This window comes from Cellulomonas sp. zg-ZUI22, from assembly GCF_017353535.1.
In the GTDB taxonomy this organism is placed as follows: domain Bacteria; phylum Actinomycetota; class Actinomycetes; order Actinomycetales; family Cellulomonadaceae; genus Cellulomonas; species Cellulomonas wangleii.
Map to the genome: position 1 here is coordinate 1030195 of NZ_JAFMUZ010000001.1, position 20394 is coordinate 1050588.

At 76.6% G+C, this 20394-nt stretch carries 19 protein-coding genes and 1 riboswitch; of the genes, 8 read left to right on the forward strand and 11 right to left on the reverse strand.

Translation table 11 applies throughout. From position 1 onward, the window contains the following. Positions 1-100 precede the first annotated feature (100 nt). From J1G43_RS04655 to J1G43_RS04665, 3 genes are all read right to left on the reverse strand, one after another. The gene (locus J1G43_RS04655; protein ID WP_207339384.1) at positions 101-880 is read right to left on the reverse strand and encodes an ATP-binding cassette domain-containing protein; all 780 of its coding nucleotides are present in this window, start codon (positions 878-880) and stop codon (positions 101-103) included. 177 nt (positions 881-1057) lie between these two features. Beyond that, a complete protein-coding gene (locus J1G43_RS04660; protein ID WP_207370095.1) occupies positions 1058-2593 on the reverse strand; it encodes a multicopper oxidase family protein in 1536 nt (511 codons plus the stop codon). Further along, entirely contained in the window at positions 2590-3000 is a 411-nt protein-coding gene (locus tag J1G43_RS04665; protein WP_207370096.1) for a hypothetical protein, read from the reverse strand. Before J1G43_RS04665 ends, J1G43_RS04660 begins: the two co-directional genes overlap by 4 nt. 157 nt (positions 3001-3157) lie before the next feature. Here J1G43_RS04665 and J1G43_RS04670 point away from each other — a divergent pair, with 157 nt between their 5' ends. Further along, positions 3158-4306: a histidine kinase gene (locus J1G43_RS04670; protein ID WP_307859475.1), complete on the forward strand. Its 1149-nt coding sequence runs from the start codon at positions 3158-3160 to the stop codon at positions 4304-4306. After that, complete coding sequence (locus J1G43_RS04675) at positions 4303-4995, forward strand: response regulator transcription factor (RefSeq protein WP_207339381.1); 693 nt, start codon at positions 4303-4305, stop codon at positions 4993-4995. Before J1G43_RS04670 ends, J1G43_RS04675 begins: the two co-directional genes overlap by 4 nt. Positions 4996-5011: 16 nt before the next feature. Here J1G43_RS04675 and J1G43_RS04680 read toward each other — a convergent pair whose 3' ends face one another. Both J1G43_RS04680 and J1G43_RS04685 read right to left on the reverse strand, forming a co-directional pair. Continuing rightward, a complete protein-coding gene (locus tag J1G43_RS04680; protein ID WP_207339380.1) occupies positions 5012-5716 on the reverse strand; it encodes a bifunctional 2-polyprenyl-6-hydroxyphenol methylase/3-demethylubiquinol 3-O-methyltransferase UbiG in 705 nt (234 codons plus the stop codon). Between the two features lie 53 nt (positions 5717-5769). After that, positions 5770-6759, reverse strand: a complete 990-nt coding sequence (locus J1G43_RS04685) for an NAD(P)/FAD-dependent oxidoreductase (protein WP_207339379.1) — start codon at positions 6757-6759, stop codon at positions 5770-5772. A gap of 64 nt (positions 6760-6823) precedes the next feature. On the opposite strand from J1G43_RS04685, the gene J1G43_RS04690 reads away from it, so the two are divergent. Continuing rightward, on the forward strand, positions 6824-7411 hold the full coding sequence (locus J1G43_RS04690) for a helix-turn-helix domain-containing protein (RefSeq protein ID WP_207378052.1): 588 nt from the start codon (positions 6824-6826) through the stop codon (positions 7409-7411). A gap of 12 nt (positions 7412-7423) precedes the next feature. On the opposite strand, the gene J1G43_RS04695 is transcribed toward J1G43_RS04690, so the two are convergent. Next, complete coding sequence (locus J1G43_RS04695; protein ID WP_207339377.1) at positions 7424-8401, reverse strand: AEC family transporter; 978 nt, start codon at positions 8399-8401, stop codon at positions 7424-7426. A 298-nt stretch (positions 8402-8699) separates the two neighbouring features. Here J1G43_RS04695 and J1G43_RS04700 point away from each other — a divergent pair, with 298 nt between their 5' ends. The 5 genes from J1G43_RS04700 (at position 8700) to J1G43_RS04720 (ending at position 14932) form a co-directional block, all read left to right on the forward strand. Beyond that, entirely contained in the window at positions 8700-9494 is a 795-nt protein-coding gene (locus J1G43_RS04700; RefSeq protein WP_207339376.1) for a 3-ketoacyl-ACP reductase, read from the forward strand. A gap of 19 nt (positions 9495-9513) precedes the next feature. Next, the gene (locus tag J1G43_RS04705; RefSeq protein WP_207339375.1) at positions 9514-11685 is read left to right on the forward strand and encodes an FAD-binding protein; all 2172 of its coding nucleotides are present in this window, start codon (positions 9514-9516) and stop codon (positions 11683-11685) included. A gap of 121 nt (positions 11686-11806) precedes the next feature. Continuing rightward, positions 11807-11900, forward strand: a riboswitch (TPP riboswitch). A 478-nt stretch (positions 11901-12378) separates the two neighbouring features. Further along, complete coding sequence (locus tag J1G43_RS04710; RefSeq protein ID WP_207378053.1) at positions 12379-13161, forward strand: ABC transporter permease; 783 nt, start codon at positions 12379-12381, stop codon at positions 13159-13161. Between the two features lie 101 nt (positions 13162-13262). Next, on the forward strand, positions 13263-14234 hold the full coding sequence (locus J1G43_RS04715; protein ID WP_207378054.1) for an ABC transporter substrate-binding protein: 972 nt from the start codon (positions 13263-13265) through the stop codon (positions 14232-14234). Beyond that, complete coding sequence (locus J1G43_RS04720; protein ID WP_207378055.1) at positions 14231-14932, forward strand: ABC transporter ATP-binding protein; 702 nt, start codon at positions 14231-14233, stop codon at positions 14930-14932. The genes J1G43_RS04715 and J1G43_RS04720 overlap by 4 nt, the downstream gene beginning before the upstream one ends. On the opposite strand, the gene J1G43_RS04725 is transcribed toward J1G43_RS04720, so the two are convergent. From J1G43_RS04725 to J1G43_RS04745, 5 genes are all read right to left on the reverse strand, one after another. Further along, positions 14901-15452 carry a septum formation family protein gene (locus tag J1G43_RS04725; RefSeq protein WP_207339371.1) on the reverse strand — a complete coding sequence of 184 codons (552 nt, stop codon included), beginning with the start codon at positions 15450-15452 and terminating at the stop codon, positions 14901-14903. The genes J1G43_RS04720 and J1G43_RS04725 overlap by 32 nt on opposite strands. An 88-nt stretch (positions 15453-15540) precedes the next feature. Beyond that, positions 15541-16494, reverse strand: coding sequence for a sugar phosphate isomerase/epimerase (locus J1G43_RS04730; RefSeq protein WP_249670624.1), 954 nt, complete (start codon positions 16492-16494; stop codon positions 15541-15543). Then, complete coding sequence (locus J1G43_RS04735) at positions 16491-17654, reverse strand: Gfo/Idh/MocA family protein (RefSeq protein ID WP_207339370.1); 1164 nt, start codon at positions 17652-17654, stop codon at positions 16491-16493. Before J1G43_RS04735 ends, J1G43_RS04730 begins: the two co-directional genes overlap by 4 nt. A 142-nt stretch (positions 17655-17796) precedes the next feature. Then, on the reverse strand, positions 17797-19305 hold the full coding sequence (locus tag J1G43_RS04740; RefSeq protein ID WP_207370105.1) for a mannitol dehydrogenase family protein: 1509 nt from the start codon (positions 19303-19305) through the stop codon (positions 17797-17799). Further along, positions 19302-20288, reverse strand: a complete 987-nt coding sequence (locus J1G43_RS04745; RefSeq protein ID WP_207339368.1) for a LacI family DNA-binding transcriptional regulator — start codon at positions 20286-20288, stop codon at positions 19302-19304. The genes J1G43_RS04740 and J1G43_RS04745 overlap by 4 nt, the downstream gene beginning before the upstream one ends. Between the last annotated feature and the right edge of the window lie 106 nt (positions 20289-20394).

The window sequence follows — 20394 nt, forward strand, 5'->3', positions numbered from 1 at the left end:
TCGGAGCCGGGGAGGGCCGGGCGGCAGGGGCCGCCCGGCCCGCTCCGTGCGGGATCCCGACCGGTCGCCTGTCGCGCGCCGGTCAGGCGGACCGCGCCGGTCAGGCGGGCGGCCGGCCGCCCGTCAGCTCGGGCAGCGACGCCGCGACGGCCTGCGTGTCCGGGTGCTGCGGGTCGCGCAGGACGTCGCGCAACGGGCCGGACTCGACGAACGTGCCGTCGGCGAGCACCAGCACCCGGTCGGTCAGGCGGTCGAGCAGCCGCACGTCGTGCGACGCGACCAGCAGCCCGATGCCGTCGGCGCGGACCAGGGCGCGGATGTCGTCGGCGATCTCCTCGCGCATCGACTGGTCGACGGCCGTGAGCGGCTCGTCGAGCAGCAGCAGGTCGGGCCGGGTGGCCAGGGCTCGTGCGATCGCGACGCGCTGCCGCTCCCCGCCGGACAGCGTGCCGACGCGCCGCGTGACGAACCGGATCGGCAGGCCCACGACGGCCAGCGCCGCCTCGACGTCGTTGTTCGTGGTGCGACCGGCCTTCCGGGCCTCCTTGAACGCGTCGAGGATCGTCTCCTCGACCGTGCGCTGCGTGTCGATCCCGGCCAGGCCGTTCTGGTGGACCGTGCGCAGGCGCGCCTTGACCTCCTTGCGCCGTCGGCGCGGGGTCTTGCCGACCGGCACGCCGTCGAGGGTCACGTGTCCCTGGCTCGCGCGCATGCCGCCGCCCAGGATCTCGACGAGCGTGGACTTGCCGACGCCCGAGCGTCCGAGCACGCCCAGGGCGTCGCCCGGGCGCAGGGTGAGGGAGACGCCCGCCAGCACGGGCGGGCCGCCGTACCCGGCCCAGACGTCGGTGGCCTCGAGGACTGCGGGGGTGCTGCTCATGCGTCGGTGCTCGTCTCGTCTCGTCGTGGCGCCGTTCTGGCGCGCCTGCTGGTCCCAACGTACGGCCCCGGCGGATCGATCCCGCCCCCGCCGGGCGCACGGCGACGTCCGCCGCGCGGTCGGCGACGTCGGAGGCCAGCAGGCGACGAGGGCTGCCGCGGGCCCGACCGGCCGCGGTCACCCGTGGTGGTGGGCGTCCTCGCCGGCGTCGTCGCCGCCGGCGTCGTCCCCGCCGCGGGACGGTTGCCCGCCCGTCGCGTCGTCCGGGTCCACGACCACGAGCTGGCCCATCATGCCCTGGTCCTCGTGCAGCAGCAGGTGGCAGTGGAACATGTAGGGCGTGTCGGGGTCCGCGTAGTCCTCGAACCGCATGATCAGGCGGTACGTGCGGTTCGGTGCCAGGTAGACGGTGTCCTTCGCGCCCGCGAGCGCCGCCGGCGGGGCCTCGCCGTCGATGTCGAGGACCCGCATCTGCACGTCGTGCACGTGCAGGCTGTGCGGGAACGCGTTGCGGTTGCGGACCTCCCACACCTCCGTCGTGCCCAGCTCGGCGGTGACGTCGACGCGGTCCATGTCCATGCGGCGGCCGTTGATCGAGCGGTCCTCCAGCTCGAAGGTGCGCGTCACGTCCGCGTCCGCGGCGGACATCGGCTCCAGGGTCGTCAGCGTCGGCGCCACCTCGGGCGACGGGGCCAGGTCGGGCGCGGCGCGCAGCTCCAGGACGTCGAAGGTGTCCTGGGCGCCCATCGCGAAGCCCGCGACGACGCGCCCCAGGTCCGGCGGGAACGAGCGCAGCCGGACCGTCTCGCCCGGCGACGCCGTGACGACGACCTCCGCCCGCTCGCCCGGTGACAGCTGGACGCGGGTCGTGGGCAGCGGCTCGGTGAGCAGCCCGCCGTCGGACGCGACCTGCAGGAACCGGCGGTCGTCCTCGAACCCGAACGCGTACGTGCGCGCCGTCGACCCGTTGAGCAGCCGCAGGCGCACGCGCTGCGTCGTCACGGGCAGGTGGGCGCCGCGCACGCCGTTCGTCGTCACCAGCGAGCCCAGGACCCCGAGCTCACCGCCGGACATGTCGAGCGACCCGTCGCGGTCGACGTTCCGGTCCTGCACGACCACCGGCACGTCGTCGACGCCGTACTCCGTCGGCAGGCCGACGTCCGGTGCGGCGGGGTCGTCGAGCAGGAAGAACCCGGCCAGCCCGCGGTAGACGTGCTCCTGCGTCTGGCCGTGCGGGTGCGGGTGGTACCAGAGGGTCGCGGCGGGCTGGTCGATGCGCCAGGTCGGGCGCCACGTGGCGCCGGGCTCGACGCTCTGGTGCGGGCCGCCGTCCATCGCGGCGGGCAGGTGCATGCCGTGCCAGTGCACGCTCGTCGTCTCGGGCAGGTCGTTGCGGACCTCGACGGCGACCTTCTCGCCGCGTGCCGCCCGCAGGGTGGGGCCCAGCAGGTCGCCGTCGAACCCCCAGGTGGGGGTGTCGACGCCGGGGGTGAACTGGGTCGAGCCCTCCTGCGCGGTCAGCCGGAAGGTACGGGTGCCGTCCGCCGCGACGCGCGACGGCGCGAGCGGGGGGACGGGCAGCGGGACGTCGAACGTCTCCGGCACGTCGACCGCCGAGACGGACACCTCGCTGCAGGCGCTCACGCCCGCGGCCACGAGGAGGGCGGCCCCTGCGCTCGCGACGAGCCGCAGCGCACCTCGGGGGCGCCTCACGGCCGTCGCCCCCGGATCTGCTGCAGCCCGCTGCCGAGCAGCCCGAGGCCGGCACCGAGCAGCGTCGACCACCCGATCTCGAAGACGGCGGCCACGGCGTGCAGGCCCGGCGACACCTCGCCGGCGCCGGACACGAGCGACACCGTCATGAGGACGGCGCCGTACGCGAGGCCCGCGAGGGTGCCCGTGAGGACGGGCCGGGGGATGTCGCGCAGGCCGAGGACGGCGACCCAGATGGCCACCGTGACGGGCAGGACGATCGCCGGGACCACCCGGTCGGGCGCGTTGGTGACCCCGATCGCGGGGAAGAGCAGGACGGTCGCGGCGAGCGCGGCGACCACGCGGCCACGCACCCGTCGGCGCGCGGTGAGAGGGACGGACTGGCTGGTCATCGGTGTGTTCTCCATGCCTCCCGACGCTAGGCAGCCGGGGTCCGCGGGGAATCCGGCAGGTGTCGTCCGTGTCGCTCGTCCGTCGTCGACTGCGGGTGTCGTCAGGAGGCGACCCGGGGGAGTCGACATGCCGGGGATGTCCCGGAGGGCCCGGTGTTCCTACGCTCGGGGTGTGACCGCACAGCTGACGCCGCGCGCGACCGACCTCGGGCTCGCGCTCGGGACGGTCGCCGTCGTCGCGCTCACCATCGGCGCGGGCGTCTCGGCCGAGCGCGACCCGTCGCCCGTGGCGTACGCGTTCGCCGTGGGGTTCGGTGCCGTGCTGCTCGTGCGCCGCCGGTGGCCCGTCGCGGTCCTGGTCGTGACGGTGCTCGGCATCTTCGTGTACTACGCGCTCGGGTTCCCCGCGATCGGGCAGGCGCTGCCGGCGACGGCCGCGCTGTACTCCGCGGCCGAGCTGGGGCGCACCCGGGCGGCGCTCGCCGTGGGGGCGGTGCTCGTCGGCGTCGCCGCGTACTTCCGCATCGCCGGAGGACTGCCGGTGAGCTACCTGCTGAGCTACGACCTGCTCACCAACGTGGCGCTCGTCGCGGCGGCCGTGGCCCTGGGCGAGAGCGTGCGCGCGCGGCGCCGGTCGCGGGAGGACCAGGAACGGCTGCGGGTCGCGGCGCTGGCCGAGCAGGCCGCCGACGCGGAGCGCCGCATGGAGGCGCAGCGCGTGCGGATCGCGCGCGACCTGCACGACAGCATCGGGCACACCGTGTCCGTGGTCGCGGTGCACGCGGGCGTCGCCGCCGAGGCCGTGGGCCGGGACGACGCGCTGGCCGCCGCGTCGATCGCGCAGGTGCGGGAGGCCACCGGTGCGACGCTGCGCGAGCTGCGCGCGACGGTCCGGCTGCTGCGCGCGTCGCACGAGGGGACGGCCCGCGGCGCCGTCGGGCTGGCGGGGGTGGGCGCGCTCGCGGCGTCGGCGCGTGCCGCCGGGCTGGAGGTCGACCTGCGGCTCGACGTGCCGGACGGCGCGGTGGACGGGGCCATCGGCGCCGGCGCCTACCGGATCGTCCAGGAGGCCCTGACCAACGTGATGCGGCACGCCGACGCCGCCCGGGTCACGGTCGCGGCGGGCGTGGCCGACGGCTGGCTCGACCTGCGCGTCGACGACGACGGCACCGGGCCGGTGCGCGCCGCGGCGACCGCGGGGCAGGGGCTGCGCGGCATGGCCGAGCGCGCCGCGCTGCTCGGGGGGACGCTCGCCTCCGGCCCGGGCGACGGCGGCGGCTTCACCGTGCACGCCCGGCTCCCCGCGAGGCTCGACGCATGATCGGCGTCGTCCTGGCCGACGACCAGGAGCTGCTGCGCGCCGGCCTGCGCGCCCTCGTCGAGCGGGACGGGGACATCGCCGTGGTGGGGGAGGCCGCGACCGGGCGGCAGGCCGTGGCGCGCGTGCGCGAGCTGCACCCCGACGTCGTGCTCATGGACGTCCGCATGCCCGACCTCGACGGCATCGAGGCCACCCGCGCGATCGTCGACGACGCCGCGCTCGCGGGCACCGCGGTGCTGGTGCTGACCACCTTCGACGAGGACGAGAACGTGTTCGCCGCGATCCGGGCCGGCGCCGCCGGGTTCCTGCTCAAGGACGTGGCCCCCGACGAGCTGCGGCAGGCGGTCCGCACCGTCGCGGCGGGCGAGGCGCTGCTCGACCCCGCCGTGACCCGGCGCGTCATGCGTGCCGCCGCCGCGCGACCGCCCGCCGCCGACACGGCCCCCCTCGGGGTGCTGACGGACCGCGAGCGTGAGGTGCTGCGGGAGATCGGGTCCGGCCGCTCCAACCAGGAGATCGCCGACCGGCTGCACCTCAGTCCCGCGACGGCGCGGACCTACGTCTCCCGCCTGCTGACCAAGCTCGCCGCGCGCGACCGCTCCCAGCTCGTGGTGCTGGCCCACCGCACGGGCCTGGTCGGCGCGTCGGCGGCGGACGACGCGCCACCGGGCTCACGTCCCGCGCGGTGACCGCGCGGCCGTGCCGTCAGCGGCGACGCGCCACCAGGACCGCGTCGCGCACGGTGACCTCGACGCCGTCGTGCGGGATCGTGCGCACGAGCACCTGCGGCTCGATCGACGCCCACTGCGTGGGGTCCAGGTCGGCGGCCACCTGGTCCGCCGTGTGCCCCAGCCGCGCGAGGTGGGGCCGGGGCACGGGCCCGTCGAGGTCCGACGGGTCGTGCCCGACGACGAGCAGCGTCCCGCCCGGCGCGACGGCGTCGGCGAGCCAGTGCCACCCACGCCCACCCTCGGCGTGCAGGTAGTGCGACGTCACCAGGTCGTACCGCTGCGACGGCACCCAGGTCCGCAGGTCGGCCTGCACCCAGGTGACGTCGAGCCCGCGCCGCGCCGCCTCGGCGGCACCCCGGTCGAGGGCCGTGCGCGACGCGTCCACCGCCGTGACCCGCCACCCCCGCTCGGCGAGCCACACGGCGTCCCCGCCCTCGCCCGCACCGGCGTCGAGCGCCGTCCCGGGCGGCAGGTCGGACGCGAGCTGCACGAGCGAGGCGTTGACCCGCCCGCTCCACAGCCGGTCCTGCGAGCGGTACCGCTCCTCCCACCAGGCGGGGTCGAGGGTCTCCTCGGGCAGGTCGTGCACGGTCCGGTCGTGCACGGTCCGGTCGTGGTCGGTCCGGTCGTGGTCGGTCCGGTCGTGCCGGCTCTGGTCGGGTGTCGAGTGCTCGTGCACGGGGTCTCCTGAGGGGCGGGTCGGTCGGGCGGTCAGGTCGTGCGGGCGCCCGGTCAGGCGTCGACGGTCGCGCGCGCCGCCGCGACGTCCGCGGCCACCAGGGAGGCGTTGACGTGCGCACCCGCCTTCGACCCCGCGGCGATGCTCGACGGCAGCGCGTGCTGCGGGCCGGTGACGTTCCCGGCCGCCCACACGCCGGGGACGGACGTGGCCCCCGTCTCGTCGACCGTGACGGCGCGTCCGGTGTCCTCGCCGTCCGCGTCGAGCGTCGTGGTCTCGAGCCCCAGCGCGTCGACCACGGCCGCGTCGAGCACGGCCCGGGTGGCGATGAACACCGCGTCGCAGGGCACCAGCCCGCCGTCGGCGAGCACGAGGCCGGTCAGCGTGTCCTGCTCGGTCCGCACGCCCGTCACCGGGCCGCGGACCACCCGCACGCCGCGGGCCGCGAGGTCCGCCGCGTCGTCGGCGCCGGGTTCGAAGGTGTCGCCCGTCAGCAGGGTCACGTCGTCGCTGAGCTGGCGCACCAGCAGCGCCTGGTGCACGGCCCGCGGCCCGGTGGCCAGCACCGCCAGGGTGCGCTCGCGGACCTCCCAGCCGTGGCAGTACGGGCAGTGCAGCGCGTCACGGCCCCACCGGGCGGCCAGCCCCGGGACGTCGGGCAGCTCGTCGCGCATGCCGGTGGTCACGACGAGGCGACGCGCACGGTGGGTGGCGCCGTCGGCGGTGCGGACCTCGAAGGCCGGCTCGGCCGGGCCGCGGTCGCCGGCGGCGTCGTCCACCTCCCGTGCGTCGACGACCCGTGCCGTGACGATCTCGACGTCGTACCGCTCGACCTCGTCGCGTGCGGTCGCGAGCAGGTCGGCGGGCGCCGTACCGTCCCGGGTCAGCAGGTTGTGCGCGTGCGGCGACACGGCGTTGCGCGGCTCGCCCGCGTCCAGGACGCGCACGGTGCGTCGGGAGCGTCCCAGGCTCATGGCGGCGGCGAGCCCGGCGGCGCCGCCGCCGATGACGAGGACGTCGACGGGGGTGGGGGTGGTCGGCATGGCACGAGCCTGCGCCTCACGTGCCGGGTTGACAAGTGCAGTTGCCGTATCGGCAAACTGCGGGATGGACGACGACCTCGACGCGGTGCTCGGCACCGTGGGACCACGACTGCGGGCCCTGCGCGAGCAGCGGGAGGCGACGCTCGCGGACGTCGCGGCGGCCACGGGCATCTCCGTGAGCACCCTGTCGCGACTGGAGTCGGGGCGGCGCCGGCCCGCGCTGGAGCTGCTTCTCCCGCTCGCGCGGTTCCACGAGGTGACGATCGACGAGCTCGTCGACGTCCCGGCGGGCGACGACCCGCGCGTGACGGCGCAGCCGACGGTGCGGCACGGCGTCACGTACGTGCCGCTGAGCCGCCGTGCGGACGGGCCGCGCGCGTACCGGATGGTGTACCCGCCGCGCACGCCGGAGCAGGGCGAGCCGCGTGTGCACGACGGGTACGAGTGGGTCTACGTGCTCAGCGGCACGCTGCGGCTGGTGCTCGGCGGGCGCGCGCTGGACCTGGCCCCGGGCGAGGCTGCCGAGTTCGACACCCGTGTGCCGCACTGGCTGGGGAACGTGGGCGACGAGCCCGTCGAGGTCCTGGCGCTGTACGGACCGCAGGGGGAGCGCATGCACGTGCGCGCCCGGCCCCGCCGCGCCGACGGCTGACCCGAGGGGCCCTCAGCCGAGGGCCGCCGCGACCACCAGCAGCACCGGCACGCACAGCACGGTGGTGAGCAGGCCGGCGTCGCGGGCCAGCGCCTCGCCGTGGCGGTACTGCATCGCGTAGACCAGCACGTTCTGGGCGGTGGGCAGGGCGGCCATGGCGACCACGGCGAGCAGCGCCGGCGCGGGCAGCCCGAGGGCGGTCCCGACGCCCCAGGTGAGCACCGGGTGCACGACCGACCGCAGCCCGACGGCCAGCGCCAGGTCGCGGCGGGGTGCGGCGTCCGCGGTGGTGCGCGGGGCGGCGAGCGACATGCCGAACGTGAGGAGCGCCAGCGGTGCGGCCGCGGCGCCGACGAGCGCGAACGGCTGGAGCACGACCTCGGGCACCGACCACGGCAGCGCCGCGAGGACGAGCCCGACGAGGGTCCCGACGATGATCGGGTTGCTCAGCGTGCGGCGCGCCACCCCGGCGACCCGCATCCCAGCCGGTGCGGTGTCGGAGCCGTCCGGGCCGGTGCCCGCGGGTTCCGGGCCGTCCAGCGGCGGCGCGGGGCGGGCGTCGAGGACCGCGAAGGCCACGGGCGCGAGGACCAGGAGCTGGAAGAGCAGCGTGGGCACGACGACGACGGGGTCGTCGAGCAGGTAGACCGCGAGCGGCAGGCCGATGTTCCCGGCGTTGACGTACGACGAGACGAGAGTGCCGACGGTGACGTCGGCGGCGGACCGGTGCCACACGACCCGCAGGACGAGGGCGGCGAGCAGCGCGACCAGCGCGGTGGACGTCCACGTGACGACGGCCGTGCGGGACACCAGCAGGTGCAGGTCGGCGTGGGCGACGGTCGACAGGAGCAGCGCGGGTGCGGCGACGACGAACACGACGCGCGCCAGCACCGGGGCGGCGCGCTCGCCGAGGACGCGCCACCGCCCGAGCACCCAGCCGAGCGCGACGACGGCGCCCATCGTGCCCAGCGCGGCGAGGACGGCACTCACGCGCGGGTCCGGCGCGCGAGGTCGCGGGGTCGCGGGGTCCCCGGGCGCGGCGGGGCGGCGGGGGGCGTCCGGAGCACGCGTCGATCCTCGCACGGACGTCGACCTGGCAGGAAAGCGCTTGCCAACCGAGCGCGCGGCATGCGACGATCCCCGCGTCGGTCCGCGCCCCGTCGGCAACGACGACGGGGCCGCCCGACGCCGTCGTCGGGACTCCCCGGCCCGCACGACCCGCCGCACCGCCGCGCCGGACCGCGCACCCGCGCGCCGCCCTCGGTGCACGACCCGCAGGAGGGCACCGATGCCGCCCGTCGCGCTCGTCACCGGAGGCAACCGCGGGATCGGGCTCGGCATCAGCCGTCGCCTGGTCGCCGACGGGTTCGCCGTCTCGATCCTGGCCACGCGCGAGGAGCCCGCGGACGTGCTGGCCGAGCTGCGCGAGGCCGCGGGCGACCCGGCGCTCGTGCGGTACGTCCGGGGTTCCGTCGCCGACCTCGACGACCACCGCCGCTACGTCGCCGACGCCGTCGACGCGTGGGGCCGCCTCGACCTGCTCGTCAACAACGCGGGCGTCGCGCCGAGCGTCCGCGCCGACCTGCTCGACGCGACGCCCGAGTCGTTCGACCGCGTGCTCGGCATCAACCTGCGCGGGCCGTACTTCCTCACGCAGGAGTTCGCGCGGCGCGTGATCGAGCTGCGCGGCCCCCTCGACGCGCCCCCGGAACCGCCGCAGCGGCCCGTCGCGACGATCGTCAACGTCTCGTCGATCTCGGCGACGACCGTCTCGACGAACCGCGGCGACTACTGCGTCTCGAAGGCCGGCGTCGCGATGGCGACGCAGCTGTGGGCCGTGCGCCTGGCCCCCGAGGGCGTCGTCGTCCACGAGGTGCGGCCGGGCGTCATCGCGACGGACATGACCGCGGGCGTGACCGAGAAGTACGACGCGCTCATCGCGCAGGGCCTCGCACCGGTCAACCGCTGGGGCCGCCCCGCCGACGTCGCGGGCGCCGTCGCGCTGCTCGCGTCCGGTCAGACGCCGTACTCGACGGGCGAGGTCTTCCACGTCGACGGCGGCATGCACGTCCCGGTCCTGTGACCCACGGAGGCGATCACCCATGAGCAGAGGCGACGACCCGACGGGCGCCGCACGTCCCGCGGCTCCCGAGCGGCGCCACGAGCCGCGGACCCTGCGTGTGGCGGGCCACGACGTGCCGGTCGTCACCGCGACCACCGTCGTGGTCGGCACCGGCTCGGCCGGGTACTGCGCGGCCGCGCGGCTGGTGCAGCTCGGCCACGACGACGTCGTCATGGTCGCCGACAAGGTGAACGCGGGGGCGTCGCGCAACGCGGGCTCGGACAAGCAGACGTACTACAAGCTGACGCTGTCCGGCGGTGACGACGACTCCGTGCGCGAGATGGCGCAGACGTTGTTCAGCGGCGGTGCGATGGACGGCGACAACGCGCTGGCCGAGGCCGCCCTGTCGGCGCGCGCGTTCCTGCACCTGGTGGACCTGGGGGTGCCGTTCCCGCAGAACCGGTTCGGGGAGTTCATCGGCTACAAGACCGACCACGACCCGCGGCGGCGCGCCACGTCCGTCGGCCCGTACACGAGCCGGACCATGGTCGAGCGGCTCGAGGCGAGGGTCCGCGCGGACGGCACACCGGTGCTCGACGGCTGCCGCGTCGTCGACGTCGTCACGGTGCCCGACCCCGACGCCGGGCCGGGCGCGCGCCGGGTCGCCGGCCTGCTCGTCCTGCGCACCGACGTGCCGCACGACGGCGCGGCGAGCCCGTGGCTGCTGCTGCGCTGCACCAACCTCGTGTACGCCACCGGCGGCCCGGCGGGGATGTACGCGACGCGCGTGTTCCCGCACGGGCAGTGGGGTGCATCCGGGGCGGCGTACCGCGCGGGCGTGCACGGCAAGAACCTCACCGAGTGGCAGTTCGGGCTCGCGTCGACCAGGCCGCGGTGGAACGTCTCGGGCACGTACATGCAGGTCGTCCCGCGCTTCGTGTCCACCGACGCGGACGGCGGCGACGAGCGCGAGTTCCTCACCGAGGCGGTCGAGGACTACGGGCGCCTGCTGACCCTCGTGTTCCTCAAGGGCTACCAGTGGCCCTTCGACATCCGCAAGGCGCGCGACGGGTCGTCCCTGATCGACCTGCTGGTGCACCGCGAGACCGTGCTGCGCGGGCGCCGGGTCTTCCTCGACTTCCGCCGCAACCCCGTGCGCGACGACTTCGACGCCACCGCGATGAGCCCCGAGGCGTACGGGTACCTGGAGCGGGCCGGGGTGCTGGGCGGCACGCCGATCGAGCGGCTGCGGCGCATGAACGAGCCCGCGTACCGGTTCTACCTCGAGCGCAACCCCCAGGTGGACCTGGAGACCGACCTCCTCGAGGTGGACGTCTGCGCGCAGCACAACAACGGCGGCCTCGTCGTGGACGCCTGGTGGGAGTCGAACGTCAGCGGCCTGTTCCCCGTCGGCGAGGCGGCCGGGGCGCACGGCGTGTACCGCCCGGGCGGGGCCGCGCTCAACAGCGGCCAGGTGGGGGCGACGCGGGCCGCGCAGCTCGTCGCTGCGCGCCGCGACAGCCCGCCGCTCGACGACGCGGCGTTCGCGGCGGCGGCCGCGCCCGTGCTCGGCGCCGCGCTCGACCTGACGGTCCGTGCGACCGGCCGGGCCGCGGCCGGCGTCCCCGACAACACCGGTGACCTGCTGCGCGACGTGCAGGTGCTCATGAGCCGCGACGCCGGGCCGGTGCGCTCGGCCGCGTCCGTCCACGCCGCGCTCGAGCAGGTGCACGCCTGGCTCACCGGCTACCGCGACCTGGTCACCGCCGACCCCGGCTCCCGGCGGTCCGTCGACCGGACGTTCCTGGTCCGCGACGTGCTGACCAGCGCGTACGTGTACCTGTCGGCGATGGCCGACTACCTGGCGCACGGCGGGCGGTCCCGCGGGTCGGTGCTGTACACCGACCCCGACGGGGAGCTGCCGCTGGCCGGGCCGGACGGTGAGCCGCTCGACCTGCCGGAGCTGTACCGGTTCCGGCTCGACGCGGGCGCCCTGGACGGCGAGATCCAGGAGACGGCCTGGGTCCCGCCGGGTGGGGCGTCACCCGTCACCGACGACGGCCGGGCCTGGGCGCCGGTGGCGCCGCGCGACGCCGACGACCCCGCGGGGCTGCCGGTCTTCCGGTGGCGACCGCGGCGTCCCGTGCCGGAGGACGACGACTTCTTCGAGAACGTCTGGCGGGAGTTCCGCGAGCACGGCAACGTGCCCTGATGCGTCCGTCGCCGCGTCGGGTGCGACCCCGTCCGGGAGGTCCCGGGCGGGGTCGTCGGCGTGCGCGGCCACAGTGCGGACGCCTGCGGACGAACCGGACGTCCGGGGGTAGCGTCGGCGGCGTCGTGACACGGGGTGCCGCATCCGCGGCTGAGATCACACCCGTCGAACCTGATCTAGGTCGCACTAGCGAAGGGATGTCGCGCATGTCTCCCATGCGTCCGCTGCCGTCCGCCCATCTGCACCCGCACGCCCTGCACCCGCACGGCCTGCCCGGCGTGCGAGCACGGCGAGGTCCCGGGGCCGGCTGACCCGCCCACGCCGGCCCGCGTGACGTCACGCGGGCGGGCGTCGTCGTGCCCGTCCCGTACCGCCGCGCGCGGTGGGCGGCGCACGCCTCCGCGCACGTCCTGCCGCCCGCGTCGTCGTGGCGGGGGTGACGCGCGCCTGGAGGCGGTGCCGTCGCGCCCGCACCGACCCACCGGAGACACCCGTGCCCGCAGCACCCGCCGGTCCGACCCCGGCTGCACCGACCCGCACGGCCCCGACCCGCACGGCCCCGACCGCGGACGGGGCCACGCCGTGACCCGGGCCTCGGGCCGCCGGACGGGTGGTTGGCGCGCGTGGTGCAGCCTGGGCGCCGTCCTCGTGGCGTGGGCCGCCGCCAGTGCGACGGGTGCGGTCGACCCCCGGGTGCTGCCCGGACCGGTCGACGTCGCGCGCGCCGCGGCCGACCTGGTGGCCACCGGGACGCTGCTGCCCGCGCTCGCGGTCAGCGTGGGCCGTCTCGCGGCGGGTGCGCTCCTCGGCACGGGGGCCGGGCTGGTCCTCGGGCTCGTCGCCGGGCTGTCGCCGATCGGCCACGACGTCGTCGACCGGCCCCTGCAGGCCGTGCGGGCCGTGCCGTTCACCGCCCTGACCCCGCTGCTCGTCGTGTGGTGGGGGCTGGGTGAGACGCCCAAGGTGCTGCTCGTCGTGCTGGCGAGCGCCGTGCCCGTGTACGTCGCGACCGTCACCGGGGCCCGGGGCGTCGACTCCCGCCTGCGGGAGGTCGCGGCGGCGCAGGGCGTGGGCCGGTGGGTCACCGTGCGGCGCGTCGTGCTGCCCGGCGCGCTGCCCTCGGTGCTCGCCGGCGTGCGGCTCGCCCTGGGCACCGGCTGGGTCGCGGTGATCGTCGCCGAGCAGGTCGCGACCGACCGCGGGGTCGGGGCGCTGCTCACCGACGCCCGGACGTGGGCGCGCACCGACGTCGTCCTCGTCTGCGTCGCGCTGTACGCGGTGCTCGGCCTGGTCACCGACGCCCTGGTGCGCGGTGTGGAGCACCGGGCGCTGCGCTGGCGTGCTCCCGGGCCCGTCGCCCGGGCCGTCGCCCCCACCCCTGCCCCCGCCGTCCCGGCGTCCGACGCCCCCGGCGGACCTCCGCCGGCCCGGCATCCCCTGCCACCCGCCCGACCCCCGACCCAGGAGCCCGCATGACACCGCGCCCCCGTCCCCGCCGTGCACCGCGCGGAGTGGTCCCGTGCCGCACCCGGTCACGCCGCCGTCCGCCCGGCGCGTCCGCGTCGGCAGTGGGCGCGGTGCTCGCGCTGGCGGGCTGCGCCGCGGCGGGCGCAGGGTCCGGGGCGTCGTCCGCGCCCACCGGCGCACCCGCCACCACCCTGCGCGTCGGTCCGCTGTCGACGCAGAACCTGCTGACGCTCGCGGTCGACGACGGTCTGGCCGCCCAGCACCTGGCGGACGTCGGCGTCGACCTGGCGGTGTCCCCGTCGTTCCCGGCCTTCGCCCCCGCCGCCGAGGCGCTCGCGGCGGGCCACGTGGACGTCGTCTCCGGCTCCACCACGGCCGTGGTCGCCGCGCTCGCCGGCACGCCCGACCTCGTCGTGGTGGCCGTCGAGCACGACGCGGGTGACACCCAGGGCATCGTCGCCCACGGTGAGGTCACGGACGTGGCCGGCCTGGCCGGGCGCTCCGTCGCCGTGAACCGCGGCGGCACGGGGGAGTACCTGCTGCGGCTCGCGCTGCGGGAGGCGGGGCTGACGCCCGAGGACGTCACGGTCGAGCACCTCGCGCCGCCGGACGCCGCGACCGCCTTCGCCGCCGGCCGCGTCGACGCGTGGGCGACGTGGGACCAGTACCTCGTGGGCGCGCAGGCGCTGCCGGGGGTGCGGACCGTCGCGCTCGCGCGCGACCTGGGGTCGGACAACCGGACCGTTCACGTCACGACCCGCGACGTCGTCGAGCGGCACCCGGCGGCCGTGGCCGCGCTGTACGACGCCCTGGTCGCGGAGGCCGACGCGCTGCGGGCCGACCCGGGGCGCCGGACCGGGGCGTACCGGGCGTCGGGTGCGGACGCGCAGGTCGCGGCCGCGCTCGGCGCGCTGGAGACGCCGGACGTCCGGCCGGCCGACGACGGCTTCGCCGCCGAGCTGGCGCGCGTCGCCGCGCTGTACGTCGAGGAGGGGATGATTCCGGGCGCGGTCGACGTCACGGGCGTCGCCGTCGACGCGACGCGGCTCACCCGTGCCGAGGACGGCGGGGTGCGGCCGTGAGCGTGCGGGCGCGCGGGCTGCGGCGGGGGTTCGGCGGTCGGGACGTCCTGGCGGGCCTCGACCTCGACGTGCCCGCGGGCGCGTGCGTGGCGGTCGTCGGGCGCAGCGGGGGCGGCAAGTCCACGCTGCTGCGCGCGCTGGCGGGCCTGGACCCGGGCGCGCGGGCCGACCACCTGGAGGTGGCGGACCCCACGGCCGTCGTGTTCCAGGAGCCGCGGCTGCTGCCGTGGGAGCCGGTGTGGCGCAACGTCCTGCTCGGCCCGGGCCCGGTGCCGCGCGCGTCGGACCGGCCGCGGGCGCTCGCCGCGCTCGCCGAGGTCGGCCTCGCGCACCTGGCCGACGCGTGGCCGCTGACGCTGTCCGGCGGGGAGGCGCAGCGCGTCGCGCTGGCCCGCGCGCTGCACCGCGAGCCGCGCGTGCTGCTGCTGGACGAGCCGTTCGGTGCGCTCGACGCCCTCACCCGCCTCGGTGCGCACGCGCTGCTGCGGGAGGTGCGGGCGGCGCGGCCGGTGGCCACGGTGCTGGTCACGCACGACGTGGACGAGGCGCTCGCCCTCGCGGACGAGGTCCGCGTGCTCGACGGCGGCCGGCTGACCGCCGCCGTCGAGCCCGGGTCGTGCGACGCCCGCGGGGTCCTGCTGGAGCGGCTGGGGGTGCCGCGGCCGGTCAGAGGGCCGAGTCGCGCATGCTCCCCGTGAGCCCGCCCTCGAGGTGCACGACGAGGCACTGGACCACGTCGTCGCCCTGCGCCCAGCTCTCCGGGGTGGGGGAGAGGTAGGTGTAGTCGAGCGTGGACTCCTCGTACGACGTCCCGACGAACCCGGCGAACGCGTCGTAGCAGAACTGGTCGGCGTGCGTCGGCGTCTCGGCCTCGGCGTCCGCGGCCAGCGCCAGGTCGCTCTCGTGCTGCTCCTGGGTGAGGGTCGTCTCGGCGTAGATCTCGGCGTCGTGCTGCTCGGCGCACGGCACGGTCGGCAGTGCCGCGAACTCGGTGGCCTCCTCCGACTCAGCGAGGTAGTTGAGGCAGTCGCCCACCTGCAGCGAGAAGACGTCGGCCTCGGCGGAGGCCGTGATCTCGCCGCCGGGCTCGTCGCGCTGGGCGGCCTCGGGGCTGTCGCCCAGGACGGCGTCGACGACGGTGCCGCAGCCGGACAGGGCCACGGTGAGAGCGAGGGCGAGGGCGGGGACGGCGGTCGTGCGCCGGGTACGGAAGGTCACGGCGAGCAGTGAAGCAGCCCGACCCCTGCGGCCGTGATCGTGTCGGATCTCGATCCGGTGACGATCCTGTGAGTGCGCCGCGCGGCGGTCACAGGTGCGGCAGGACGTACCGCACGTGCCGCTCCGCCATCGTGCCGAGCGTCCGCTCGGGCGGCGCCGCCCAGACCTCCTCGTGGAAGATCTCGACCTCCACGTCGCCGGTGTAGCCGGCGTCGCGCACCCACCGGGTGATCGTCGCGAAGTCCACGTAGCCGTCGCCCACGTGCCCGCGGGAGAGCAGCGGGTCGGCTGCGAGCGGCAGCACCCAGTCGCACACCTGGTACCCGGCGAGGCGCCCCTCGGCGCCCGCGCGGGCGATCTGCCGCTGCAGGTCCGGGTCCCACCACACGTGGTACGTGTCCACCACGACGCCGACCACGTCGGGGTCGAACGGGGCCGCGAGGTCGAGCGCCTGGCCGAGCGTCGAGATCACGGCGCGGTCCGCCGCGAACACCGGGTGCAGCGGTTCCAGCACGAGTCGCACGCCGTGCGCGGCCGCGTACGGGGCGAGCTCGGCGATGCGGTCGGCGACGCGCCGACGGGTCGCGACGACGTCGCGGGCCGGGTCGTCGGGGCCGTCGGCGGCCGGGGTACCCGCGGGGTAGGGGAGCGCCGGGCCGCCCGGGCCGGACGCGGCGGGCAGGCCGCCGACGACCAGGACGAGCTCGTGCGTGCCGAGCGTCGCGGCCTCCCGGATCGCGAGCCGGTTGTCGTCGAGGGCGACGCGGGCGGCGTCGTCGTCGGCCGTCGTGAGGAAGCCGCCGCGGCACAGCGACGAGACGCGCAGCCCGTGGTCGGCGACGACCTTCGCCGCGACGTCGGCGCCGACCTCCTGCACGCGGTCGCGCCACACGCCGATGGACGACAGCCCGGCGTCGGCGGCGGCGGCCGCCGCCTGCGGCAGGGTCAGGTGCTTGGTGGTCGCGGTGTTGAGCGACAGGCGGGCCAGGTCCGGGCGGCGCCCGGCGGCCGGCTCGCCGACCGGGGCGACGGGCGTGCTCACAGCGTGATCTCGGGGACGTCGAGCCGACGGCCCTCGTCCGACGAGCGCAACCCCAGCTCCGCGAGCTGCACGCCCCGCGCGGCGGACAGCAGGTCGAACCGGTGCGGGCGGCCCAGGGCCACGTCGACGAGGAACTCCTCCCACTGCGCCTTGAACCCGTTGTCGAGGTCGGCGTTGGCCGGGACCTCGAGCCACTGGTCGCGGAAGCGCTCGGTGGTCGGCAGGTCGGGGTTCCACACGGGCTTCGGCGTGGCCGAGCGGGGCTGCGCGACGCAGTGGAACAGGCCGGCGACCGCGGACCCGGCGGTGCCGTCGACCTGGAACTCGACGAGCTCGTCACGGTGCACGCGCACGGCCCACGACGAGTTGATCTGCGCGACGACGGGGTCGCCGGCCGGCGTCTCGAGCTGGAAGATCCCGTACGCCGCGTCGTCGGCCGTGGCCTCGTAGGCCTCGCCCTGCTCGTCCCACCGCGTGGGGATGTGCGTCGCGGTCTGGGACGTCACCGTGCGCACCCGCCCGACGATCCCCTCGAGCACGTAGTTCCAGTGGCAGAACATGTCGACGGTCATGCCGCCGCCGTCGGCCGCGCGGTAGTTCCAGGACGGGCGCTGCGCGGGCTGCACGTCGCCCTCCCACACCCAGTACCCGAACTCGCCGCGCAGCGACAGGATCCGGCCGAAGAAGCCCTCGTCGACCAGGCGCCGGAGCTTGACCAGCCCCGGCAGGTAGAGCTTGTCGTGCACGACGCCCGCGGTGACGCCGGTCGTCTCGCGCAGCCGGGCGAGCTCGACCGCCTCGTGCAGCGTCTCGGCGGTCGGCTTCTCGGTGTACACGTGCTTCCCGGCCTTCATGGCCTCGGTGAGGGTGGCCGCCCGCAGGCTCGTCATCGACGCGTCGAACACGACGTCGGTCGCGGGGTCGTGGATCGCGGCCTGCAGGTCCGTGGTCCAGTGCTCGACGCCGTGGCGCTCGGCGACCTCCCGCACCTTCTCCGGGTTGCGGCCGACCAGCACCGGCTCGACCTGCACGCGCGTGCCGTCGGGCAGCGTGACGCCGCCCTGCTCGCGGATGGGCAGGATCGAGCGCAGCAGGTGCTGGCGGTACCCCATGCGGCCGGTGATGCCGTTCATGGCGATGCGCAGGGTGCGCGTGGTCATCGTCGTCTCCGTGGGTCGCGGCGTCGTCGCCTGGCGCCGGGGTGAACCGGCAGGAGGAATGCGCTTTCCGGCACTGTAGCGGCCCGCACCCACCGGCCGTCAACACCCACCCCTCCCGCGGGGAGGGGTGGGTGCCGACGGGTCAGGGGGTGGTGGGCAGGGGGGTGAGGTCGCGCAGCGCGGACGTGACGGCGTCCCGGAACGGCGTCGACGCCGCGACGGCCTCGGGGAACACCTCGCGCAGCGCGAGCAGCCCGCCGACCGGATCCGGCCCGGCGGCCGCCTCGGCCAGCCGCGGCGCGAGCGGGTCGTCGAGCGCCACGGTGCGCCCCGAGACGACGAGCTCACCCGCGGCGGCGGCGCGCACGTACGCGACCCACCCGGCCACGGCGTGCGCGGCGGCGTGCGGGACGGCGCCGGCGGCGAGCCGGTCGGCGACGGTCCCCAGCAGGCGCACCGGCAGCTTCTGCGACCCGTCCATGGCGACCTGCACGGTGGTGTGGCCCGTGCGGGGGTTGGCGAACCGGTGCAGCACCTCGTCCCGGTACGCGGCCAGGTCCGTGCCGTCGGGGGCGACGAGCGTGGGCATGACGTCCTCGTCGACCAGGGCGCGGACCAGGGCCGCCAGGTGCGGGTCGGCGACCGCCTCGGCGATCGTCGCGTACCCGCGCAGCGCGCCGAGGTACGCCAGCGTCGAGTGCGTCGCGTTCAGCACCCGCAGCTTCGCGCGCTCGTACGGCGCGACGTCGTGCGTGAACGTCGCCCCCGCGCGCTCCCACGCCGGACGCGGTCCGGCGAAGTCGTCCTCGACGACCCACTGGAGGAACGGCTCGCCCACGACCAGCGCCTCGTCGTGCAGGCCCAGCAGGCCGGCGGCCTCCGCGCGGTGCGCGTCCGTCGTCGCCGGCACGATGCGGTCGACCATCGTCGACGGGAAGCGCACGCTCGCGGCGACCCAGGCGGCCACGTCCTGCGCCCCGTGCACCGCGGCGAGACCCTGCGCGACGAGGCCCGCGAGCACGGCGCCGTTGTCGGTGAGGTTGTCGCAGCACACCACCGTCAGCGGGGCGCCGGACGTGCGGTGGCGGCGCACGAGCCCGCGCAGGAGCAGCCCGATCGCGGTCCGGGTGGGCGTCTCGTCGTCGCGCGTCAGCTCCACCGCGGCGGCCGCGAGGTCCGCCGCCACGTCCGGCGCGGCGGCGTCGATCCCGCCGTCGGCCGCGCGCCGGTAGCCCTTCTCGGTGACGGTCAGGGTCACGACGTGCGTCGTCGGCGCCGCGATCGTGTCGAGGACCCGTGCGGTGTCCCGGCCGGGGAAGGCGACGTCACGCACCGACCCGACGACGCGCAGCGTGGAGGCCTGCGCACCGGCGGTCAGCACGCCGTACAGCCCGTCCTGGGGGCGGAGCTGGTCGACCACGCGAGGGCTGCGCTGGGTGACGCCGAGGATCCCCCAGTCGGTCCGGCCGGTCGCGGCGGCGGCGTCCTCGGTGCACACGGCCTGGTGCGCCCGGTGGAACGCGCCGATCCCGAGGTGCACCTGGCCCACCGTGAGGGCGCGGGGGTCGACAGCCGGGCCGCGGACGGTGTCGGGCAGCCCGCGCGCGGTGCGCTGCGCCCAGGTGTCGGCGGACAGGCGGGGCAGGCTCATCGGGTCTCCGGGGGTCGGGGTGGTGGTGCGGTGGTGCCGCGCACCACCAGCTCGACGGGCAGCACGGTGTGCGGCGCGTCGTCGTCGTGCGGGGTCAGCAGCAGGTCGACCGCGGTGCGCCCGAGCCGGGCCAGCGGGACCGCGACGGTCGTCAGGGAGGGCGTCACGAGCGTCGCGACGGGCGCGTCGTCGAACCCGACCACGGAGACGTCCTGCGGCACCCGCACCCCGCGCGTCCGGAGCCGGTCGAGCACCCCGAGCGCCATGAGGTCGTTGTAGGTCAGGACGGCGGTGGCGCCGCTGGCGACCGCGAGGTCGGCGGCACCGACGCCCCCGGCGAACACCGGGGCGTGCGCCCCGAGGTCCAGCACCTCGAGGTCCAGGTCGAGTGCCGCCAGGCCGTCGCGCCGCCGGGCGTCGGACCAGGACCCGGCGGGGCCGCCCGCGTAGGCGATGCGGCGGTGGCCCAGGGCGTGCAGGTGGCGCACCGCCTGACGCAGGCCGTCCCGGTTGTCGACGACGACCGAGGGCAGGTCGGCACCCTCGCGGTTGACCAGCAGCACGGGCCGACCGTCGGCGGCGACCGCCGCGAGGTCGTCGGAGGACATGCGCGGGGAGCAGAGCAGGACCCCGTCGGCCTGCGCCCCGAGCTGTGCGACGAGCTCGGCCTCCAGCCGGGGGTCCTCCTCGGCGTCGGCGACGACCACGGCGTGCCCGGCGGCGCGGGCGCGCGCCTGCACGGCCTTGGCGACGGCCGAGAAGAACGGGTTCTCGAGGTCCGGCACGACGAGGCACAGGTGGCCGCTGCGTCCGGTGATGAGCTCGCGGGCCGCGCGGTTGGGGCGGTAGCCGAGCTCGCGCGCCACGCGGCGCACGAGCTCACGCCGTTCGGGGGAGACGAGGTCCGGCGCGGACAGCGCGCGCGACGCGGTCGCGGCCGAGACGCCGGCGGCACGTGCGACGTCGCGCAGCGTGACGGCCATGGATGCTCCTCCGCGTGGTTGCCCGCACGAGCAGACGATGAAAGCGATTGCAGCACGCTGGCCGCGGCCGCGGCAAGTACGGGGTGCAGTTCTTGCATCAGGCTGG